This is a genomic window from Amycolatopsis sp. NPDC003865 (genome assembly GCF_053605345.1).
The window spans coordinates 236,085-255,326 of the sequence record NZ_JBSGJA010000015.1 but is presented as its reverse complement, the minus strand read 5'-3'; the positions used below and the strand labels follow the sequence as shown (position 1 = coordinate 255,326).

The 19,242-nt window shown below is 69.8% G+C and carries 18 protein-coding genes; 10 read left to right on the top strand and 8 right to left on the bottom strand.

Going from position 1 to position 19,242, the window contains the following annotated elements:
• The 5 genes from ACWEVP_RS32355 to ACWEVP_RS32335 form a co-directional block, all read right to left on the bottom strand.
• A partial coding sequence (locus tag ACWEVP_RS32355) for an ABC transporter permease (RefSeq protein WP_452066334.1) occupies positions 1 to 562 on the bottom strand: 562 nt, incomplete at its 3' end.
• Position 563: 1 nt separating this feature from the next.
• The gene (locus ACWEVP_RS32350) at positions 564 to 1,544 is read right to left on the bottom strand and encodes an ABC transporter permease (RefSeq protein ID WP_452066333.1); all 981 of its coding nucleotides are present in this window, start codon (positions 1,542 to 1,544) and stop codon (positions 564 to 566) included.
• A complete protein-coding gene (locus tag ACWEVP_RS32345) occupies positions 1,541 to 2,557 on the bottom strand; it encodes an ABC transporter ATP-binding protein (protein ID WP_452066332.1) in 1,017 nt (338 codons plus the stop codon). The genes ACWEVP_RS32350 and ACWEVP_RS32345 overlap by 4 nt, the downstream gene beginning before the upstream one ends.
• A 78-nt stretch (positions 2,558 to 2,635) precedes the next feature.
• Positions 2,636 to 4,306, bottom strand: coding sequence for an ABC transporter substrate-binding protein (locus ACWEVP_RS32340; protein ID WP_452066331.1), 1,671 nt, complete (start codon positions 4,304 to 4,306; stop codon positions 2,636 to 2,638).
• 205 nt (positions 4,307 to 4,511) lie between these two features.
• Positions 4,512 to 5,699 (bottom strand): ROK family transcriptional regulator, encoded by a 1,188-nt coding sequence (locus ACWEVP_RS32335; RefSeq protein WP_452066330.1) that lies wholly within the window; start codon positions 5,697 to 5,699, stop codon positions 4,512 to 4,514.
• A 132-nt stretch (positions 5,700 to 5,831) separates the two neighbouring features.
• Here ACWEVP_RS32335 and ACWEVP_RS32330 point away from each other — a divergent pair, with 132 nt between their 5' ends.
• The 5 genes from ACWEVP_RS32330 (at position 5,832) to ACWEVP_RS32310 (ending at position 13,299) form a co-directional block, all read left to right on the top strand.
• A complete protein-coding gene (locus ACWEVP_RS32330; RefSeq protein WP_452066329.1) occupies positions 5,832 to 7,067 on the top strand; it encodes an ROK family transcriptional regulator in 1,236 nt (411 codons plus the stop codon).
• A 658-nt stretch (positions 7,068 to 7,725) separates the two neighbouring features.
• The gene (locus ACWEVP_RS32325; protein ID WP_452066328.1) at positions 7,726 to 8,946 is read left to right on the top strand and encodes a family 16 glycosylhydrolase; all 1,221 of its coding nucleotides are present in this window, start codon (positions 7,726 to 7,728) and stop codon (positions 8,944 to 8,946) included.
• 77 nt (positions 8,947 to 9,023) lie between these two features.
• A complete protein-coding gene (locus ACWEVP_RS32320) occupies positions 9,024 to 10,091 on the top strand; it encodes a ricin-type beta-trefoil lectin domain protein (RefSeq protein ID WP_452066327.1) in 1,068 nt (355 codons plus the stop codon).
• Complete coding sequence (locus ACWEVP_RS32315; protein WP_452066326.1) at positions 10,088 to 11,941, top strand: ricin-type beta-trefoil lectin domain protein; 1,854 nt, start codon at positions 10,088 to 10,090, stop codon at positions 11,939 to 11,941. The genes ACWEVP_RS32320 and ACWEVP_RS32315 overlap by 4 nt, the downstream gene beginning before the upstream one ends.
• A complete protein-coding gene (locus ACWEVP_RS32310) occupies positions 11,938 to 13,299 on the top strand; it encodes a ricin-type beta-trefoil lectin domain protein (RefSeq protein ID WP_452066325.1) in 1,362 nt (453 codons plus the stop codon). Before ACWEVP_RS32315 ends, ACWEVP_RS32310 begins: the two co-directional genes overlap by 4 nt.
• Positions 13,300 to 13,616: 317 nt before the next feature.
• Here ACWEVP_RS32310 and ACWEVP_RS32305 read toward each other — a convergent pair whose 3' ends face one another.
• Positions 13,617 to 14,339: a GntR family transcriptional regulator gene (locus tag ACWEVP_RS32305; protein WP_452066348.1), complete on the bottom strand. Its 723-nt coding sequence runs from the start codon at positions 14,337 to 14,339 to the stop codon at positions 13,617 to 13,619.
• Between the two features lie 115 nt (positions 14,340 to 14,454).
• Here ACWEVP_RS32305 and ACWEVP_RS32300 point away from each other — a divergent pair, with 115 nt between their 5' ends.
• The 5 genes from ACWEVP_RS32300 to ACWEVP_RS32280 are packed head-to-tail and all read left to right on the top strand — an operon-like array spanning position 14,455 to position 18,691.
• Positions 14,455 to 15,699 (top strand): MFS transporter, encoded by a 1,245-nt coding sequence (locus ACWEVP_RS32300; protein ID WP_452066324.1) that lies wholly within the window; start codon positions 14,455 to 14,457, stop codon positions 15,697 to 15,699.
• A gap of 11 nt (positions 15,700 to 15,710) precedes the next feature.
• Positions 15,711 to 16,505 carry a putative hydro-lyase gene (locus ACWEVP_RS32295; protein WP_452066323.1) on the top strand — a complete coding sequence of 265 codons (795 nt, stop codon included), beginning with the start codon at positions 15,711 to 15,713 and terminating at the stop codon, positions 16,503 to 16,505.
• A gap of 1 nt (position 16,506) precedes the next feature.
• Positions 16,507 to 17,256 carry a LamB/YcsF family protein gene (locus ACWEVP_RS32290; protein WP_452066322.1) on the top strand — a complete coding sequence of 250 codons (750 nt, stop codon included), beginning with the start codon at positions 16,507 to 16,509 and terminating at the stop codon, positions 17,254 to 17,256.
• Positions 17,253 to 17,864: a 5-oxoprolinase subunit B family protein gene (locus ACWEVP_RS32285; RefSeq protein ID WP_452066321.1), complete on the top strand. Its 612-nt coding sequence runs from the start codon at positions 17,253 to 17,255 to the stop codon at positions 17,862 to 17,864. Before ACWEVP_RS32290 ends, ACWEVP_RS32285 begins: the two co-directional genes overlap by 4 nt.
• Entirely contained in the window at positions 17,861 to 18,691 is an 831-nt protein-coding gene (locus ACWEVP_RS32280; protein WP_452066320.1) for a 5-oxoprolinase subunit C family protein, read from the top strand. The genes ACWEVP_RS32285 and ACWEVP_RS32280 overlap by 4 nt, the downstream gene beginning before the upstream one ends.
• On the opposite strand, the gene ACWEVP_RS32275 is transcribed toward ACWEVP_RS32280, so the two are convergent.
• Both ACWEVP_RS32275 and ACWEVP_RS32270 read right to left on the bottom strand, forming a co-directional pair.
• The gene (locus ACWEVP_RS32275; RefSeq protein WP_452066319.1) at positions 18,678 to 18,842 is read right to left on the bottom strand and encodes a hypothetical protein; all 165 of its coding nucleotides are present in this window, start codon (positions 18,840 to 18,842) and stop codon (positions 18,678 to 18,680) included. The genes ACWEVP_RS32280 and ACWEVP_RS32275 overlap by 14 nt on opposite strands.
• Entirely contained in the window at positions 18,835 to 19,191 is a 357-nt protein-coding gene (locus tag ACWEVP_RS32270; protein WP_452066318.1) for a hypothetical protein, read from the bottom strand. The genes ACWEVP_RS32275 and ACWEVP_RS32270 overlap by 8 nt, the downstream gene beginning before the upstream one ends.
• Between the last annotated feature and the right edge of the window lie 51 nt (positions 19,192 to 19,242).

Below are 19,242 nucleotides of genomic sequence, written 5' to 3'. Positions count from 1 at the left end.
CGTATTCGCGGCCGCGCAACGAAAGCGTCTGCGCTCGAAGGACTCGCGCGCCCCACGCCCACGACGTGAAGCCGATGATGACGGCCACCAGGTAGTCGCCGCCGGTGGGCACCGCGCTGCCGATGATGATGATCAGCGGCAGCGCCGGGATCACCAGGAACACGTTGGACAGCGCGGACAGCCCTTCACCGGGCGTCCCGCCGAGGTAGCCGGACGTCACGCCGACGAGCACCGCGAGGATCGTCGCGACGATCCCGGCGGTCAGCCCGACCAGCATGACGCTGCGCGTGCCGACCACGACCTGGCTGAAGATGTCCTGGCCGAGGTGGGTCGTGCCGAACCAGTGCCGGCTCGACGGCGCTTCCATCAGGTCGTTGCTGCGCGCCGACGGGTCGAACGGCGCGATCCACTCGCCGATGATCGCGATCACCACGAAGAAGACGATGACGGCGAGCCCGGTGGCCGTCTTGCCGCCGGTGAGGAAGCGGAACCGCTTCCGGCGCACGACGGCGTCGACGGGAAGGGCTTGGGCGGCTTTGACGTCCGCCGCGGGTACGGCCATGTCAGCCCTCCTTCCGGGTGCGCGGGTCGAGCGCGAGGTAGGCGACGTCGGCGAACAGGTTGGCCACCAGCACCGACAGCGTGATGATCAGGAAGATGCCCTGCATCAGCGGGTAGTCCTGCGAGCCGACGGCCTGGAACAGCTGGTAGCCCACCCCCGGGTAGGAGAAGACGATCTCCACCAGCAGCGTGCCGCCGACGATGAACCCCAGCGCCAGCGCGAAGCCGGACACGCTGGGCAGCAGCGCGTTGCGCGCCGCGTACCCGACCATCACCCGGCGTTCGGGCAGGCCCTTGGCGTGCGCGACCGTGACGTAGTCCTCCGAGGCGACGGTGACCATCATGTTGCGCATGCCCAGGATCCAGCTGCCCATCGAGCTGATCAGGATGGTCAGCGCGGGCAGCAGGCTGTGCTGGATCGCGCTGCCGATGAACGTGCCGTCCCAGCCCGGGACCGTGCCGGGGTCGTAGCCGCCGGACGACGGGAAGAAGCTGCCCGGGCCGGCCAGCAGCGTCAGCGCGATCAGGCCGAGCCAGAAGTACGGGATCGACGAGAGGAACGTCGTCACCGGCAGCAGGCCGTCGACCCACGAGCCGCGCTTCCAGCCGGCGACCACGCCGAGCCCGGTACCGAGCGCGAAGCCGACGATCGTGGTGATGCCGACCAGGATGATCGTCCACGGCAGGCTGTCGCCGAGCAGCTCGGACACCGGGGAGGGGAAGAACGTGAACGACACCCCGAGGTCGCCCCGGAAGAGCTGGCCCCAGTAGTGGAAGTACTGGGAGATCAGGCTTTCGTTCTTGTCGAGTCCGAACAGGACGTAGAGCGACTGCACCGCGTCCTGGCTGATCATGCCCTGGTTCTTGGCGATCAGCGACTGCACCGGGTCGCCCGGGATCATCCGCGGGATGAAGAAGTTGATGGTGACGGCGGCCCAGGCCGTGAAGACGTAGAAGGCCAGCCGTTGCAGCAGGTACCTCATCGGGCGGCCCCGTCGTACAGCCAGCACGCGGCCCAGTGGCCGGGTGCGTCGTCCACCTCGAACCGCGGCGGCAGGTCGGTCCTGCAGCGTTCCATCGCGACCGGGCAGCGCGGGTGGAACCGGCAGCCGGACGGCGGGTCGATCAGGCTCGGCGGCTCGCCGGCGCCGCGCTCGGCGGGCACCTCGCCCGGGTCGAGCTCGGCGCTCCCGCCCACCAGCCGGTCCGGATCCGGCGCCGAGTCGATGAGCAGCCGCGTGTACGGGTGCGCTGGGCGCTGCGTGATGGTCTCGCTGTCGCCGCCCTCGACCATCCGGCCGGCGTACATCACCATCGTCTCGTCGGCGAAGTAGCGCGCCGACGCGATGTCGTGCGTGATGTACAGGATCGCCAGGTGGAGGCGTTCCTTGAGGTCCCGCAACAGGTTCAGCACGCCGAGCCGGATCGAGACGTCCAACATGGACACCGGCTCGTCGGCCAGCAGCGCCTCCGGGTCGGCACCGAGCGCCCGCGCGATCGCGACGCGCTGGCGCTGCCCGCCGGACAGCTCGTGCGGGAACTTGTCGATGTACCGCTCGGGCGGGGTCAGCTGGACGCGGGAAAGCAGTTCGTGCAACGACTTCTCGAGGTCGTCGCCCGCGCGGCCGTGGATCTTCAGCGCCCGCGTCAGGTGGTAGCGCACGGTGTGCACCGGGTTGAGCGACGCGAACGGGTCCTGGAAGATCATCTGGACCTGCCGGGCGTACGCGCGGAACGTCCGGCCGTGCTTGACGTTCACGGTCTCGCCGTGCAGCCGGATGTCGCCGCCGGTGCGCGGGTAGAGCCCCGCGAGCAGGCGGGCGACGGTCGACTTGCCCGAGCCGGACTCGCCGACCAGCGCGGTGACCCGGCCCCGCCGCAGCGTCAACGTGACGTCGTCGACGGCCTGGACCGCGCGGCGCGGGCCGGTGAGGGCCGCGCGCCCGCGTCGCCGCACGGGAAAGTGCTTGGTGAGGCCCGCGGCTTCGAGAACCACGGGGAGGTCCCCCTCCGACCCGACGGCGACGGGGTCGGAGGGGGACTGCTCGGTCGTTGCCACGGACTCCGCCATCGGTCAGGCCGCGGGCTTCAGGTGCAGGACGATGTCGAGCGCGTTGCGCAGGGTGGGCTGCGCCGGGCCGTACGGGTTGGCGTCGTCCGGCCAGCCCGTCCAGTTCTTCGTGCTGTACTCGCCACCGGAGTTGGCCGCCGAGGTCGGGACCATCGGCTGCTGCTCGATCATGATCTTCTGCAGCGTCGCCATGGCGGCGGTGCGGGCGGCGTCGTCCTCGGCGTTGGCGTAGGTCTCGAGCGCCTTGGTCGCCTCGTCGTTCTTGAAGCGGCCGTAGTTGCCGTTGATGCCACCCTGGCCGGTCGGCTTGTAGCGGTTGCCGTCCATGACGTCGCGGTACATGTCGTACGGCGTCGCACCGTCGTTGGTCCAGTGCATCAGGCCTTCGAAGTCACCGGTGTCGACCGACTTGATCCACGCGTCCTGGTTCATCTTCTCGACCGTGGCGGTGATGCCGATCTGCGCCAGGTTGTCCTTGATGATCTCCAGGTCGGTGATGTAGTCCGACCAGCCCGACGGGACGGTGAGCTTGATGGTGACCGGCTTGCCGCTCGGGTCGGCCAGCTTGTCGCCGGTGAACTTGTAGCCCGCGCCGGTGAGCAGCGACTTGGCGCCCGGAACGTCGACCTGGACCGTCTTGCCCTTGTACTCCGGCGCGATGAACGAGTCGCCCGCCGGGGTCGGGATGCCGGTGACCTGGTCGTTCTTCGGGTAGAAGTAGCCGGCCTCGCCCTGGTTGAAGATGTCGTCGCGGTTGATCACCTTGCTGACCGCCTGACGCAGCTTCGCGTCGTTCCACGGGGCCTTCTCGGTGTTGAACCACAGGCCGTGCACGGCGAGCTGCGCCGGGAACCACAGCTTGTAGTGCTGCGGGTCCTTGTTGGTGTAGACGGCCTTGTAGTTCGGGATGAAGACGAAGCTCCACTCCGACGCCCCGCTGACCAGCGCCGCGACCTGCGCGTTGTTGTCGGTGTAGGAGGTGTAGCGGATCTCCTTGACCTTCGGCGCTTCCTGCCAGTAGCCGCTGTCGCGCCGGGTGACGATCATCGTCTGCGGCGTGAACGACTTGAGCGTGTACGGCCCGGTGCCGATCGGGTTCTTCACGGTGTCGAGCGCCGGGTCCTTGACCGACTGCCAGACGTGCTTCGGCACGACGAGGGTCTGCAGGATCTTGAGCTGGTTGACGAACTGGGACGTCTCGAAGCCCAGCGTCACCTGGTTGCCGGCCGCGGCGATGTCCTTGTAGGGCACCGCGTCGACGTTCAGCGCCTTGTTGTCGCGCAGCAGCTGGAACGTGTAGGCGACGTCGTCGCCGGTCATCGGCTGGCCGTCGGAGAACTTGACGCCGTCACGGACGGTCAGCACCAGCTTCTTGTAGTTGTCCGACCAGTCCCACTTGGTCGCCAGCCACGGCTTGCCCGGCTCCTGCGGCTTGACGCGGTTGTGCATGACGAGGGGCTCGTAGATCATCCACCGGTACCCCATGTTCGACAGGGCGGACGTCTCGAGGAACGGGTTGTTGTTCTCGGACTGCGGGCCGTCGGGCTTGCCCACGTTGAGCACCTGGTCCGGGTTGCTCTGCGCGGCGTTCGAGCTGCCGCCCGAACACGCGGTCAGGCCACTCAGGGCCAGCGCGGCCACCAGCGCTGCGACGATGGAGCGCTTGACTCGCATCGGTCCTCCTAGTCATCGACGACGTGCTTTTTGTCGACTGGTAGCGAGCCCCGACCGCCGGCGACCGAACGACGCTCCGAAGTCAACCCGGGTGACTCGGGTCACGTCAATAACACGGCGGTAACGTTTTGTACCTAAGTTTAAGTACTAAAAGAACCGGCGGTCTGGACCTGTATCGGTGATTACTCCTTGCGACGCAAGGAAATCAGCCGGTTCGGCCCCCGTTCGCGAGCAGCTGCGCGATGGGCAGGGTGGCCGCGCCGAGCGCGACCGCGTCCGGCCCGAGGCTGCCGAGGACGACCTCGGTGCGCCCGGCCAGGTAGTCGAGCGCGTGCCTGCCCACCGCGTCGCGCACGGCGGGCAGGATCGCCTGCCCCATGATCGCCCCCGCCGAGCCGGACAGCACCACCCGGTCCGGGCTGAGCAGGTTGATCAGGTTCGCGATGCCGATCCCGAGGTACTCGCCGGTCTCGGCGAGGACGTCGGCGGCGGGGCCGTCGTCGCGGGCTTCCGCCACGATCCGCACCAGCTCGTTGTCGCTTTCATCCCCGATGACCGGTTGTTTGCCGACGCGGTCGGCGTAGTGCCGCACGATCGCCTCGGTGCCGACGTAGGCCTCCAGGCAGCCGTGGGAGCCGCACCGGCAGGCCGCCCCGCCAGCCTTGACGACGGTGTGGCCCCACTCGCTGGTGGTGATGCCGGGGTGCGACCGCCCGGCGGTCGCGACGGCGGCCCCGACGCCCACGCCGAGCAGGGCGACGATGGCGCGTTCGGCGCCCCGGCCGGCCCCGCGCCAGGCCTCGACCTGCCCCAGGGTGCGAGCGCGGTTGTCGAGGTGCAGCGGCGCTTCGATGTGCGGGTGGATGAGGTCGGCGAAGGCGACACCGCGCCAGCCGAGGGTGGGCGCGTGCACGATCCCGCCGTCGCGCACCGCGCCGGGCACCCCGATGCCGACTCCGAAGACCGCGTCCGGTTCGCCCCCTTCGAGCACTTCCGCGATGCCGGTTCGCACCAGGCCGGCCACTTCGTCCGGATCCAGGCGGGTGCCGACGAGCGGGTGCCGGACCGTGCCGAGCGTCCCGAGCGCGCAGTCGAACAGGCCGACTTCGACGTGCGTCTCGCCGACGTCGACGCCGACGACGTGCCCGAAGTCCGGGCGCACGGCCAGCAGCGTCCGCGGCCGCCCGCCGTCGGATTCGACCGAGCCGGCTTCCGCCACTACGCCGTCGGCGATGAGCTCGGAGACGACATTCGTAACGGTGGCGGCCGACAGTCCCGATTCAGCTACTAGTTCCAGCCTGCTGACGGGGCCGCGGAGGTAGAGGGAGGACAGCAGTGCCGCGCGGTTGTGCCGCCGGAGGTCTCGAGTTGTCTGGCGTACCACCTGGGTCACCTGGGGGATTCTGCCAGACGCTGCCCATGTCACTATGGGTTCGGGACTTAGTTCACCACTTAATACATAGCCACAACTTACGGTGATCAGGCATTCTGGTCGAAGCCGGTAAGAGTTTCAGATGGGTTGCCCATGGCGAGCAAGCGCACCACCGTCCGTGATCTGCGGCGGCACAACCGTTCCCTGCTGCTGTCGAAACTGTACTTCGACGGCCCGCTGTCGCGACACGAACTGAGCCAGCTCACCGGATTGAGTGCGGCAACGGTCAGCAACGTGACGGCCGAGCTGGGCGAGGAGCGGCTCATCACGGAGGCGGGCCAGGTCGAGTCGGACGGCGGCCGGCCCCGGGTGCTGCTGCGCGTCGACCCGGCGTACGGGCACGTGGCGGGCGTCGACATCGGCGAGACGGGCGTCAAGGTGGAGCTGTTCGACCTGGCGATGACGCGCCTGGCGACGGTCGACCACCCCCTCCCGAAGGCGCCGGACCCGGCGACGGCGGTGGAGCAGGTGACGTCCGGGCTGCGCGAGGTGTTCGCGAGCGCGGGCATCGACGAATCGGCGGTGCTGGGCGTGGGCATCGGCGTACCGGGCACGGTCGAGCAGGGGGCGCGGGTGCTGGTCCACGCGCCGACGGTGGGCTGGGACGCGGTGCCGCTGGTGTCGCTGCTCGAGGAGGCGGGGGTTTCACTCCCGCTGTTCGTGGACAACGGGGCGAAGACCCAGGGCCAGGCGGAGATGTGGTTCGGCGCGGGCCGCGGAGCCCGCCACGCGGTGATAGCGCTGATCGGGTCGGGCGTCGGAGCGGCGGTGGTGACGGACGGAACGACGTACCGAGGGTCAACGAGCAGCGCGGGCGAGTGGGGCCACACAACGATCGCGTACGGAGGGCAGCAGTGCCGCTGCGGAGCACTGGGCTGCCTGGAGGCGTACATCGGAGCGGGCGGGGTGCTGGCGAGGTACCGCAAGGTGCGAGGGAAGGACGTCCCGGGCGAGGACGAGCAGGCCCAGTTCGCGGCCCTGCTGGAGGCGGCCCCCCGCTCGAAGACGGCGGCCCGGGTCCTGGAGGAGACAGCGGGGTACCTGGGCGCGGGGATCGCGAACTTGATCAACTTGTTCAACCCGGAGCGCATAGTGATCGGCGGATGGGCAGGTCTGGCCCTGGGCGAGCAGCTGCTGCCGAGAATCCGCGAGGCGGCGAGCGAGCACGCGCTGAGGCACCCGTTCAGCCAGACATCGATCCAGCTGGGCTCATTGGGACTGGACGCGGTGGCGACGGGAGCGGCGACCCTGCCGGTGGCGGACCTGCTGGAGCAGGGAGCGACTTCAAAGCTGGCGAAGCCAGGAGCCCCGGACTCCGACGCGGCCTGAGAGAGCCGCGCAAGACGCAAGCCGCAAGCCGCAAGCCGCGTAACACGGCCGCGAAGGTGAGGGGACCCGAGAACAGGAGCGGACGAGGACCCAGACCTCCCCGCACCCCGATCCGAAGCCAGAACACGGCCGGCAGCGCCGGGTCAAGGCACGCTTTCCCGCCTTGACGCGGTGTTGCCGGCCGTAGTCACAATGACAGCTTCGGGGTGCCGGAAGGGACAGGAGCCGCCAAAGCAGAGCCCGCCCTCCCAGGGGGACCGTCCCCGCTCCAGCGTATCGCCGCCCCCCGACAAAACCCCGGCAAAGCCCCCCGCCTCCCCTCACTTGCCCACAACTCACCCGGGCTGTGGACAACCGCGTGCACCGGTCACCGGGAACCCGCCGACCTGCTCACCCGCCACCAACCCACCCTTAATTCGGGTTGAAAAAAAATGACCGCCCGACGGTTGCCCGGCTTGTCTGGACCATGCATACTTTGTTGCCAGGCACAACAAAGCGCCCGCCGACGCCCGCCAAGTCCGACCCCGCCCAGGACCGCGAGCACCGGCTGATCGGTCGCGCCTGCCGCCGCCCCGGCATGCGAGGCCACCTCCCCCTCCCCGCGTTCCGTGCTGCGCGCGGAACGCCGTTCCCCCCAACGGTGAGAGAGGCGACAACGATGTCCACCTCGTTCCGCAAAGCCAGAAGAAGAACAGCGGCACTGTTCGCCGCGGCCTCCCTGCTGCTCCTCGGCCAGCAGGTCCTGACCCCCGTCGCCGCCGAAGCCGCCGCCACCTTCACCGACGACTTCAACGGCCCCGCCGGGTCCGCCGTCGACGGGTCGAAGTGGCAGCTCGAAACCGGCGACAACGTCAACAACCACGAACGGCAGTACTACACGTCCGGCACCAACAACGCCCAGCTCGACGGCCAGGGCCACCTCGTCATCACGGCCAAGAAGGAAAACCCCGGCAACTACAACTGCTGGTACGGCCGCTGCGAGTACACCTCCGCGCGGATGAACACCGCCGGCAAGTTCAGCCAGGCCTACGGCCACTTCGAGACGCGCATGAAGCTCCCGCGCGGACAGGGCATGTGGCCCGCGTTCTGGATGCTCGGCGGCGGCAACTGGCCGACCGACGGCGAGATCGACATCATGGAGAACGTCGGGTTCGAGCCGAACACCGTGCACGGCACGATCCACGGCCCCGGCTACTCCGGTTCCGGTGGCATCGGCGCGGCCTACAACGGCCCGAACTTCTCCGACGACTTCCACACCTACGCCGTCGACTGGGCGCCCAACCAGATCAAGTGGTACGTCGACGGCAACCTCTACCAGACCCGCACGCCGTCCGACCTGAACGGCAACCGCTGGGTCTACGACCACAACTTCTTCATCATCCTCAACCTCGCCGTCGGCGGGTACTGGCCCGGCGACCCCAACAGCAGCACGCAGTTCCCTCAGCAGCTGGTCGTCGACTACGTGCACGTCACCAACACCTCGGGCGGCGGCAGCGGCCGGACCGGCACCATCACCGGCATCGGCGGGAAGTGCGTCGACGTCGCCGGCGCGAACACCGCCAACGGCACGCCGATCCAGATCACCGACTGCAACGGCAACGCGGCGCAGAACTGGACCATCGGCACCGACGGCACCATCCGGGCGCTGGGCAAGTGCATGGACGTCAACGCGGCGGGCACCGCCGACGGGACACCCGTGCAGCTCTACGACTGCAACGGAACCGGCGCCCAGCAATGGGTCGTCACCGGCGCCAAGGACATCGTTAACCCCAACGCGAACAAGTGCCTCGACGCCACCGGCAACAGCTCCGCCAACGGCACCCGGCTGCAGATCTGGACCTGCACCGGCGGCGCCAACCAGAAGTGGACCGCTCCCTGATCCACCCCCTCGGGTAGGCGGGCCCCGCCCGGCCCGCCTACCCGGCACTCTTTCCTTTCCCCACGAGGAGAATCCCAGTGCGACGCATTCTCGTCGCGCTAATGGGGTGTGCCCTGTTAGCGCTTTCTTTCCTCACCACCGGCTCCGCCCAAGCCGCTGTCGAGGCAGGTCCGTCCGCGAGCCAGCTGCTCGCGAAGACGCAGAGCTGCCAGCAGATCTCGAACGGCAAGTACTCCTTCGACGAAGGCGGCGCGGCGACCGTGCCCGTCTGCCAGTCGGGCGGCGCGGTGTTCTTCACCGCCGACATGGACATCGACTGCGACGGTGTCCGCACGACCCAGTGCAACGAGCAGACCGACTGCTGCTTCTACCCCGACACCGCCTTCCACACGTCGACCGACCAGCCGCTGAACGCGGCCCAGCTGCCCTACATCGTCCTGCCACAGCCGACGTCCACGTGGGACTACCGCAACTACGGCATCGACGGCGGCTCGGTCGTGGCGGTGATCTACAACAACCAGGTCACCTACGCCGTGGTCGGCGACACCGGCCCGACGAGCATCATCGGTGAGGCGTCCTACGCGACCGCGGTCAACCTCGGCATCAACCCGGACCCGTCCAACGGCGGCACCGAGGGTCCGGTGACCTACATCGTGTTCCCCAACACGCACGTCGACCCGATCGAGAACCACGCCAACGCCACGAGCCTCGGCGAGCAGGTCGCGACGCAGTTCGCCGGCGGCACCACCACTCCGCCCACGCAGCACGCCGGGCAGATCACCGGGATCGGTGGCAAGTGCGTCGACGTCGCCGGCGCGAACAACGCCAACGGCACCGCCGTCCAGCTCTACGACTGCAACGGCACCAGCGCTCAACAGTGGACGGTCGGCAGCGACGGAACCGTGAAGGCGCTCGGCAAGTGCCTCGACGTCACCAGTGCCGGCACGGCCAACGGCACGCCGATCCAGCTGTGGGACTGCAACGGCTCCACCGCCCAGAAGTGGTCGGCCAACGGATCGCAGAACCTCGTGAACGCCGGCTCGGGCAAGTGCCTCGACGCCACCGGCAACTCGAGCGCGAACGGTACCCGCCTCCAGATCTGGACCTGCGGGTCCGGCGCGAACCAGAAGTGGACGCTCCCATGAAGAAACTGCTCACCCTGCTCGGCGTGACCGCGCTCGCCGCGGCCACCTTCGCCGCGCCCGCGCAGGCCGCGGGCGAGACGGTCAACGTCTGGCTCACCACCACCAGCGACTCCGGCGGCCGCCAGGTCACCCGCGGTCTCCAGCAGCAGACCCCGATCACGTTCGCCTCGGGCACCGGCAGCGGCGGCGTGACCATCAACGTCAACGAAGGCACCACCTACCAGCAGTTCGAAGGCGGCGGAGCGTCCTTCACGGACACCGCGGCCTGGCTGATGAACTCGAGCGGGGCGCTGTCCCAGGCCACCCGCGACGACACGATGCGCAAGCTGTTCGACCCGAACAACGGCATCGGGCTGAGCTTCATCCGCAACCCGCTCGGCGCGTCCGACCTGGCCCGCTACAGCTACACCTTCGACGACATGCCGGCCGGCCAGACCGACCCGAACCTGACGCACTTCTCGATCGCCCACGACCAGGCCGACGTGCTGCCGCTGACCAAACAGGCCAAGCAGCTCAACCCGCAGGCCAAGATCATGGCGTCGCCGTGGAGCGCACCGCCGTGGATGAAGGACAACGACAGCTACCTGCTCGGCTGGGTCGAATCGCAGTACTACCCGGCCTACGCGCAGTACTTCGTCAAGTACCTCCAGGCCTACCGGGACGCGGGCGTGCCGATCGACTACGTCTCGATGCAGAACGAGCCGACGTGCTGCTCGAGCTACCCGTCGACCAACTGGAACGGCGCCGGGCTCGCGTACTTCGCGAAGAACAACCTGCTCCCGGCACTGCAGGGCGCCGGGCTGTCCACAAAGGTCCTCGCGCTCGACTGGAACTGGGACACCTACGCCTCCTACGGCGCACCCACTCTCGACGACTCGGCCATCCGCAACCACCCGAACTTCGGCGGCGTCGCCTGGCACGGGTACGGCGGCGACATCGCGCAGCAGACGACCACGCACAACCAGTACCCGAACGTCAACGCCTACTCGACCGAGCACTCCGGGGGCACCTGGATCTCGAACCAGCAGGCCGAGGACATGAACAACATCGTCGACTACACGCGCAACTGGTCGAAGAGCTTCGTCAAGTGGAGCCTCGGCGTCGACCAGAACATGGGCCCGCACAACGGCGGCTGCGGCACCTGCACCGGCCTGATCACCGTCCACAACGGAGACTCGCGCAGCGGGCAGGTCGACTACACGGTCGAGTACTACACGATGGGCCACCTGACGAAGTTCGTGAAGCCCGGCGCGTACCGGATCGACTCGAACGACAACTCGACCGTCCGCAACGTGGCGTGGAAGAACCCGGACGGCTCGAAGGCGCTGATCGCGTACAACTCCAGCACGGGCAACCAGAGCGTGCGCGTGAATTGGGGCAACTCGTCGTTCACCTACACCCTGCCCGGCCACACCTCGGCGACCTTCACCTGGAACGGCACGCAGGGCAACGGCGGCAGCACCGGCAAGACCGGCCCGATCACCGGCCTCGGCGGGAAGTGCATCGACGTCGCCGGTGCCGGCAGCGCCAACGGCACCGCGGTCCAGCTCTACGACTGCAACGGCTCGAGCGCCCAGCAGTGGACGGTCGGCACCGACGGCACGATCCGCGCGCTCGGCAAGTGCCTCGACGTGACCGGACAGTCCACGGCGGACGGTGCACAGCTGCAACTGTGGGACTGCGGCGGGACCGCGAACCAGCGGTGGGCGGCCACCGCGGCCAAGGACATCGTGGGGTCCGGGTCGAACAAGTGCGTCGACGCCACCGGCAACTCCAGCGCCAACGGCACGCGGCTGCAGATCTGGACCTGCACCGGCGCCGCCAACCAGAAGTGGAACGTGCCCGCATGAAGAAGACAGCAGTATTCGGCGCCCTGATCGCCGCGTCGGCCCTGGTGTTCGCGCCGGGCGTCGCGCAGGCGGCGACCGGCCCGATCACCGGTATCGGCGGCAAGTGCGTCGACGTCAACGCGGCGAGCACCGCCAACGGCACGGCGATCCAGCTCTACGACTGCAACGGCACGAACGCCCAGCAGTGGACGGTCGGGTCCGACGGTTCCCTGCAGGCGCTGGGCAAGTGCCTGGACGTCACGAGCGCGGGCACCGCGAACGGCACGACGATCCAGCTCTGGGACTGCAACGGCTCCAACGCCCAGAAGTGGACTGCCAACTCGGCGAAGAACCTGGTGAACACCGGTTCGGGCAAGTGCCTCGACGCGACCGGCAACTCCAGCGCGAACGGGACGCGGCTGCAGATCTGGACGTGCGCGAGCACGGCCAACCAGCAGTGGACGCTCCCGTCCGGCGGCACCACCCCGCCGCCGTCCGGGCCGGGCGTGATGGCCGTGGCGCCGTACCTCTACAACGGCTGGGGCAACCCGCCGAGCCCGCAGACGATCCAGAACGCCACCGGCGTCAAGTGGTTCACGCTGGCCTTCGTCCTGTCCAACGGCTACTGCAACCCGCAGTGGGACGGCGGCCGGGCACTCACCGGCGGCGTCGACCAGAACACGATCAACGCGGTCCGCGCGGGCGGCGGCGACGTCATCCCGTCGTTCGGCGGCTACTCCGGCAACAAGCTGGAGTCGTCGTGCGGCAGCGCGGGCGAACTGGCGGCGGCCTACCAGAAGGTGATCAGCGCCTACGGCCTCAAGGCGATCGACATCGACATCGAGGCGGACGCCTACAGCAACCCGACCGTGCAGCAGCGCACGGTCGACGCGCTGAAGACGGTGCGGGCGAACAACCCGGGCATCAAGCTGTACGTCACGTTCGGCACCGGACAGTCCGGTCCGGACAACAGCCTGGTGAACCGGGCGGCGCAGAGCGGGCTCACGGTCGACGGCTGGGTCATCATGCCGTTCGACTTCGGCGGCGCCGGCCAGAACATGGGCACGCTGACCCAGCGCGCGGCCGAAGGCCTCAAGAACGTCGTCAAGTCGGCTTACGGTTATGACGACGACACGGCCTACCGGCACATGGGCATCTCGTCGATGAACGGCATCACGGACAACAACGAGACGGTCACGCTGAACGACTTCACCACCATCCTGGCCTACGCGAACTCCCACCACCTGGCCCGGTTGACGTTCTGGTCGGCCAACCGCGACCGCCCGTGCCCGGGCGGCTACCCGAACGACGACACGTGTTCGGGCGTTTCCCAGCAGGCGTGGGACTTCACGAGGATCTTCGCCCGCTACGCCGGCTGACGGCGGACACCAGCAGGCCCGGCCGGGTTCCGGCCGGGCCTGCGTCGCGTCCGGAAGGGCTGCCGGGCCGTGGCACTGGGGAGGCCCCGGCCCGGCAGCGGGTGGGTTCCGCCTGCCGCTGGGGGTCTCCGGCGGCGAAACCGCTTTCGCAGGCTAGCGAGCCTTGGGGGAATTGGGGACCGTCAAAGTGCCGAGGTGCCCGAACGGGCAGCCGCAGCCGGGGCGCCGTGCCCGAACCGACAGTGGCCTCCGCGCGCCCGCTCGTGCGGACCTCGAGGCGTTCGCCGATTTCGACGGCGGTGCGCCGCCGGGGGTGGCTACTCCGCCGCGACCGCCGCCCGGGCCGCCTCGGCGCGGTCGGCGTACGCGCCGACCAGCTGCTCCTCGGCGTCCTCGAGGTACTTCATCAGCAGCTGCTCGGCGCCCGGCCCGTCGCCGGCCTCGAGGCGGTCGAGGATCTCGTGGTTGCGCGGCAGGTAGCGCTCGTGGAAGCGCCGCGGCTCGGCCATGATGTGGAAGACCAGCCGCAGCTCGGCGGTCAGCCTGCCGACCAGCTCGTTGACGCGCTCGCTGCCGGACAGCGCGGCCAGCTCCTGGTGGAACCACACGTTCGCGGTGCCGAGGTCCTTCCAGTTGCCGGTGCGGGCGGCCTCGTCACCGATGTCGACCTTTTCCTTGATCCGCGCGAACGACGCGGGCTTCGCCGTCACGCCCCGGACCGCCGCGCACTCGATGATCTTGCGGACGCGGTAGATGTCGACGACGTCGTCGACGCTCGGGATGCGGACGAAGACGCCGCGGTTGAGCTCGTGCGCCAGCAGCCGCTCGTGCGTGAGCAGCCGGAACGCCTCGCGCAGGGTGTTGCGCGAGACGCCGAGCGCGTTGCCGATGTCCTGCTCCGACAGCCGGCCGCCGGGGAGGAAGAAGCCCTCCGCGATGCGCTTGCGCAGGACGCCGGCGACCCGCTCGGCCGTGCTCTTGCGGCTGACCAGGCCCCGGTCGGCCTCGAGGCCCGGGAGCCCGCTGTCTTCGATGACCACGACGACGATGGTACCCGTCACACTGAGGACGATGTAATTGCCGTCTTGTGGAATTGTTCAACAATCCTTACTGTGTGAACCACGCCACGATGAGAGACTGGCCAGGAGGTGCCCCATGACTGCGACAACTGCTACCGAGGCTCGGCCGTTCGACTGGTTCCGCACGCTCGGCAAACGCGGGCGCCGCGCGTTCGTGGGCGCGTTCGGCGGCTATGGGCTGGACTCGTTCGACTACCAGACCCTGCCGCTCGGCCTGGCCGCGATCACCGCGTACTTCGGGATTTCCAGCGGCGAGGCCGGCCTGCTCGGCACGACGACGCTGGTCGTGTCGGCCGTCGGCGGCGTCGGCGCCGGCATGCTGGCCGACCGGATCGGCCGCGTCCGCACGCTGCAGATCACCATCGCGATGTACACGATCTTCACCGTGCTCTGCGGGTTCGCGCCCAACTTCGAGACGCTGCTGGTCTTCCGCGCGCTGCAGGGCCTGGGCTTCGGCGGTGAGTGGGCGGCGGGCGCCGCGCTGGTCGCGGAGTACTCGCAGGCCAAGTACCGCGGCCGGACGGTGGCGTTCGTGCAGAGCGCGTGGGCGGTCGGCTGGGGCCTGTCGGTGATCGTCTACACCGTCGTGTTCAGCGTCGCGAGCGACGACATCGCCTGGCGGATCATGTTCTGGACCGGCGTCATCCCCGCGCTGCTCGTGCTGTGGGTGCGCAAGAGCGTCAAGGACGCGCCGCGCGCCGAGGAACGGCTGAAGACCGAACGCCCGAAGGGCACGCTGGCCCAGATTTTCAAGACCGACCTGCTGCGCACCACGTTCTTCGCCGCGCTGCTCGCCACCGGCGTCCAGGGCGGCTACTACACGATTTCGACGTGGCTGCCGTCCTACCTGAAGAAGACGCGCGAGCTGACCGTGATCGGCACCGGCGGCTACCTCGCGTTCCTCATCACCGGCGCGTTCGTCGGGTACGTCTGCGGCGGCTACCTGACCGACCTGCTGGGACGCAAGAAGACCTTCCTGACCTTCGCGCTGCTCTCGGCCGCGCTGATCGTCGCCTACACGCAGATCCCCAAGGGCGCCAACGGGCTCGTGCTCGTCCTCGGCTTCCCGCTCGGTTTCTCGATGTCCGCGATCTTCAGCGGCTTCGGCGCGTTCCTGGCGGAGCTGTACCCGACGGCGCTGCGCGGCACCGGACAGGGCTTCACGTACAACTTCGGCCGCGCGGTCGGCGCGATCTTCCCGACCGTCGTGGGCTTCCTCGGCGCGGGCGGCGCGATCGTGTTCGGCGCGCTGGGCTACGGCATCGCCGTGCTGGCCCTGCTGGGGCTTCCGGAAACCAGGGGTATCGAGCTCGTCGACTGAGGGGGCTTCTCATGACGACCTTTGACGAACCCGCGACGTTCACTCCCGCGCAGGCGCGCGAGGCGTTCCGCCGCGGCACCGCCCGCCCCACCACGGGCTGGGCCAACGGCTTCACCCAGACCAACCTGATCGCCGTGCCCGAGGACTGGGCCTACGACGTCCTGCTGTTCTGCACCCGCAACCCGCAGCCGTGCCCGCTGCTCGACGTCACCGACCCCGGCGACCCGGCCACCCGGCTCGCCGAGGGCGCCGACCTGCGCACCGACCTGCCGCGCTACCGGATCTGGCAGAACGGGGTGCTGGCCGGCGAGGTGTCCGACGCGACCGGCCTGTGGCGCAGCGACATGGTCGCCTTCTCGATCGGCTGCAGCTTCACCTTCGAGACGGCGCTCGCCGCCGAGGGCGTCCCGCTGCGGCACGTCGACCAGGGCCGCAACGTGGCGATGTACGTGACGAACCGGCAGTGCGATCCCGCCGGGCGGCTGTTCGGCCCGATGGTCGTGTCGATGCGGCAGATCCCGGAGGACCGCGTCGACGACGCCGTCCGGGTCACCCGCGCGATGCCGGCCGTGCACGGTGCGCCCGTGCACATCGGCGACCCGGGGGCGCTGGGCATCGAAGACCTGTCCCGGCCGGACTTCGGCGATCCGGTGGACGCGGAGCCGGGGGACGTCCCGGTGTTCTGGGCCTGCGGGGTCACGCCGCAGGCGGCGCTGATGGCGTCGCGGCCACCCTTTGCGATCACGCACGCGCCGGGGTACATGTTCATCACGGACCGGCTCGACAGCGAATACCGGGTGGGCTGACATGGATCTGAACAGCGATCTCGGCGAGGGCTTCGGCGCCTGGAAGATGGGCGACGACGAAGCCATGCTCGACATCGTGACCAGTGCGAACATCGCGTGCGGCTTCCACGCCGGCGACCCGTCGGTGATGCGGCGGGTCTGCGACCTGGCGGCCGAGCGCGGCGTCGCGATCGGGGCGCACGTCGGATACCACGACCTGGCCGGGTTCGGCAGGCGCGCGCTCGACATCGCACCGGACGAACTGGCGAACGAGGTGCTCTACCAGATCGGCGCGCTGGACGCGTTCGCCCGCGCGGCGGGCAGCCGCGTGACGTACGTGAAGCCGCACGGCGCGCTGTACAACACCGCGGCGGCCGACGTCGAGCAGGCGGCGGCGATCGTCGACGGCCTGCGCCGGTACGACCCCGCGCTCGCGCTGCTCTGCCTGCCGAACTCGGAAATGCAGCGACAGGCGGAAAAAGCGGGTGTGGTGGCGTACGCGGAGGCGTTCGCCGACCGGGCGTACACCGCCGACGGCAAGCTCGTCTCGCGCAAGCAGCCGGGCGCGGTGCTGCACGACGCCGACGTCGTCGCCGAGCGCGCGGTCGGCATGGCGACGGGCGGGGTCGTCGCCGCGGACGGCACCAAGCTCGACGTGCGCCCGGACTCCCTGTGCGTGCACGGGGACACGCCGGGCGCGGTGGAGCTGGCCCGGCGGATCGAGGCGGCGCTGTCCGGGGCGGGCATCGAACTGGGGGCGTTCACCGGATGACGGTCCGGCTGCTGCCGTGCGGGCGGCGCGCACTGCTGGTGGAACTCGACGACGTCCTGGGCTTCGAAGCCGCGCTGGCGGAGCTGGCACCGGCCGGGGTCGAGGAGCTCGTCCCGGCGGCCCGGACGCTGCTGGTCCGCTTCGACCCCGCGGTGACGGACGCGGACCGGCTCGGCGCGGTGCTGCGCGAAGTATCCCCTGTGGACAGTGCGGTCTCCGCTTCGGCCGAAGTGGTCGTTCCGGTGGTGTACGACGGCGAGGACCTGGCCGATGTCGCGGCTTCGGCGGGCAGCTCCGTGGCTTCGGTGATCGCCCGGCACAGCGCGGGTTCCTACGTCTCGGCGTTCTGCGGGTTCGCGCCCGGGTTCGCGTACCTGTCCGGTTTGGACCCCGCGCTGCATGTCTCGCGCCGGACGACGCCCCGGACGCGGATCCCGGCGGGGTCGGTGGCGATCGCCGGCGAGTACAGCGCGGTCTACCCGAGCGCGTCCCCCGGCGGCTGGCGGTTGCTCGGCCGGACGGACGTGCCGGTGTGGGACGTCGAGCGCGACCCGCCGAACCTGCTGCCGCCGGGCACGCGCGTGCGGTTCGAGGCGGTGCGCTCGTGAAGCTCGAAGTGGTGCGGCCGGGGTTTTCGACGACGGTGCAGGACCTCGGCCGGCCGGGCCACGCGGCGCTCGGCGTCGCCCGCTCCGGCGCCGCCGACCGCGCGTCGTTCGAGCTGGCCAACCGGCTCGTCGGCAATCCTCCGGGAGCAGCGGCGCTGGAGGTGACGCTGGGCGGTCTGGTCCTGCGGGCGTCGGCCGTCACGACGGTGGCGGTGACCGGGGCTGTTTGCGCGGTCTCGCCGGGTGGCATGAACGGGCCGGTCACGCTGTGGCCGGGCGAGGAACTGGTGCTGGGCATGGCGTCGGAGGGCCTGCGCTGCTACGTCGCGGTGCGCGGCGGCATCGACGTCGCGCCGGTGCTCGGTTCGCGGTCGACGGACACGCTGGGCAAGCTCGGCCCGCCGCCGCTCACCGCCGGGATGCTGCTGCCGGTGGGCACCCCTCTCGCGTTCCCGGTGGTAGACCTGGCGCCGCGCGCGGCTTTGCCGTCGTCGCCGGTCCTGCGCGTGACACCGGGACCACGCCGGGACTGGTTCGCTTCCCCCGGCGACCTGCTGTCCACTGTGTACACGGTGTCCCCGGACTCGGACCGGGTCGGCATCCGCCTGACCGGGCCACCCCTCGCCCGCTCGCGGCACGACGAACTCCCGTCGGAGGCGTGCGTGCCGGGCTCGGTGCAGGTGCCGCCGTCGGGCCGGCCGATCCTGTTCCACGCGGACTCCCCGACGACGGGCGGCTACCCGGTGATCGCGGTCGTCGAGGAGGCCGACCTCGACGTCGCGGCCCAGCTGCGCCCCGGCCAGACCGTCCGGTTCACGTGGTCGTGACCACCAGCCAGGCCACGTTGGTGAGGACGATCGCGAGCCACAGCGGCCACGTGGGCCGGGGTCGCGGCCGGCGTTCCGCCAGGTAGGCGTCCAGGGCCTCGGCGACCTGGTCGTCGATCTCGTCGCGCAGCCGCGCGTCCAGCTCAGACATGCGCCGGCACCGCCGGCCGCGGGATCGCCACCGACAGGCACGCCAGCGCCAGCGGTACCTCCAAACCCGCCATGAGCAGCGAGGCCACGACGTCGTCGCCCGCCGTCACGACGTCGAACCACGCGTCGGCCAGCAACAGCGTCGCCGTGCCGATCGCCGCGAACGGCGTCCGCGGGTCGCCCCGCCCCAGCAGCCACGCCGTCGCCAGCAGGCCGAGCGCCTCCGCCGTGTCGAAGCCCGTCCAGGCCAGCCGCCAGTGCTGCGCCTGCGCGACGTCCGGCAGCGTCATCCCCAGTACCGCGATCCACGGCAGCAGGCACAACCCCGCCGCCCAGAAGAGTCTTTTCATCACGAACCCCCGTTCTCGCGATCCAAGGTAGCGATTGCAGAGATTCTTTGC

What these genes read in the sequence shown, in the direction of transcription:
- ACWEVP_RS32350 (WP_452066333.1), bottom strand. Translation starts at nt 1,544, where the DNA reads ATGAGGTACCTGCTGCAACGGCTGGCCTTCTACGTCTTCACGGCCTGG.
- ACWEVP_RS32340 (WP_452066331.1), bottom strand. Translation starts at nt 4,306, where the DNA reads ATGCGAGTCAAGCGCTCCATCGTCGCAGCGCTGGTGGCCGCGCTGGCC.
- ACWEVP_RS32330 (WP_452066329.1), top strand. Translation starts at nt 5,832, where the DNA reads ATGGCGAGCAAGCGCACCACCGTCCGTGATCTGCGGCGGCACAACCGT.
- ACWEVP_RS32325 (WP_452066328.1), top strand. Translation starts at nt 7,726, where the DNA reads ATGTCCACCTCGTTCCGCAAAGCCAGAAGAAGAACAGCGGCACTGTTC.
- ACWEVP_RS32315 (WP_452066326.1), top strand. Translation starts at nt 10,088, where the DNA reads ATGAAGAAACTGCTCACCCTGCTCGGCGTGACCGCGCTCGCCGCGGCC.
- ACWEVP_RS32310 (WP_452066325.1), top strand. Translation starts at nt 11,938, where the DNA reads ATGAAGAAGACAGCAGTATTCGGCGCCCTGATCGCCGCGTCGGCCCTG.
- ACWEVP_RS32300 (WP_452066324.1), top strand. Translation starts at nt 14,455, where the DNA reads ATGACTGCGACAACTGCTACCGAGGCTCGGCCGTTCGACTGGTTCCGC.
- ACWEVP_RS32295 (WP_452066323.1), top strand. Translation starts at nt 15,711, where the DNA reads ATGACGACCTTTGACGAACCCGCGACGTTCACTCCCGCGCAGGCGCGC.
- ACWEVP_RS32290 (WP_452066322.1), top strand. Translation starts at nt 16,507, where the DNA reads ATGGATCTGAACAGCGATCTCGGCGAGGGCTTCGGCGCCTGGAAGATG.
- ACWEVP_RS32285 (WP_452066321.1), top strand. Translation starts at nt 17,253, where the DNA reads ATGACGGTCCGGCTGCTGCCGTGCGGGCGGCGCGCACTGCTGGTGGAA.
- ACWEVP_RS32275 (WP_452066319.1), bottom strand. Translation starts at nt 18,842, where the DNA reads ATGTCTGAGCTGGACGCGCGGCTGCGCGACGAGATCGACGACCAGGTC.
- ACWEVP_RS32270 (WP_452066318.1), bottom strand. Translation starts at nt 19,191, where the DNA reads ATGAAAAGACTCTTCTGGGCGGCGGGGTTGTGCCTGCTGCCGTGGATC.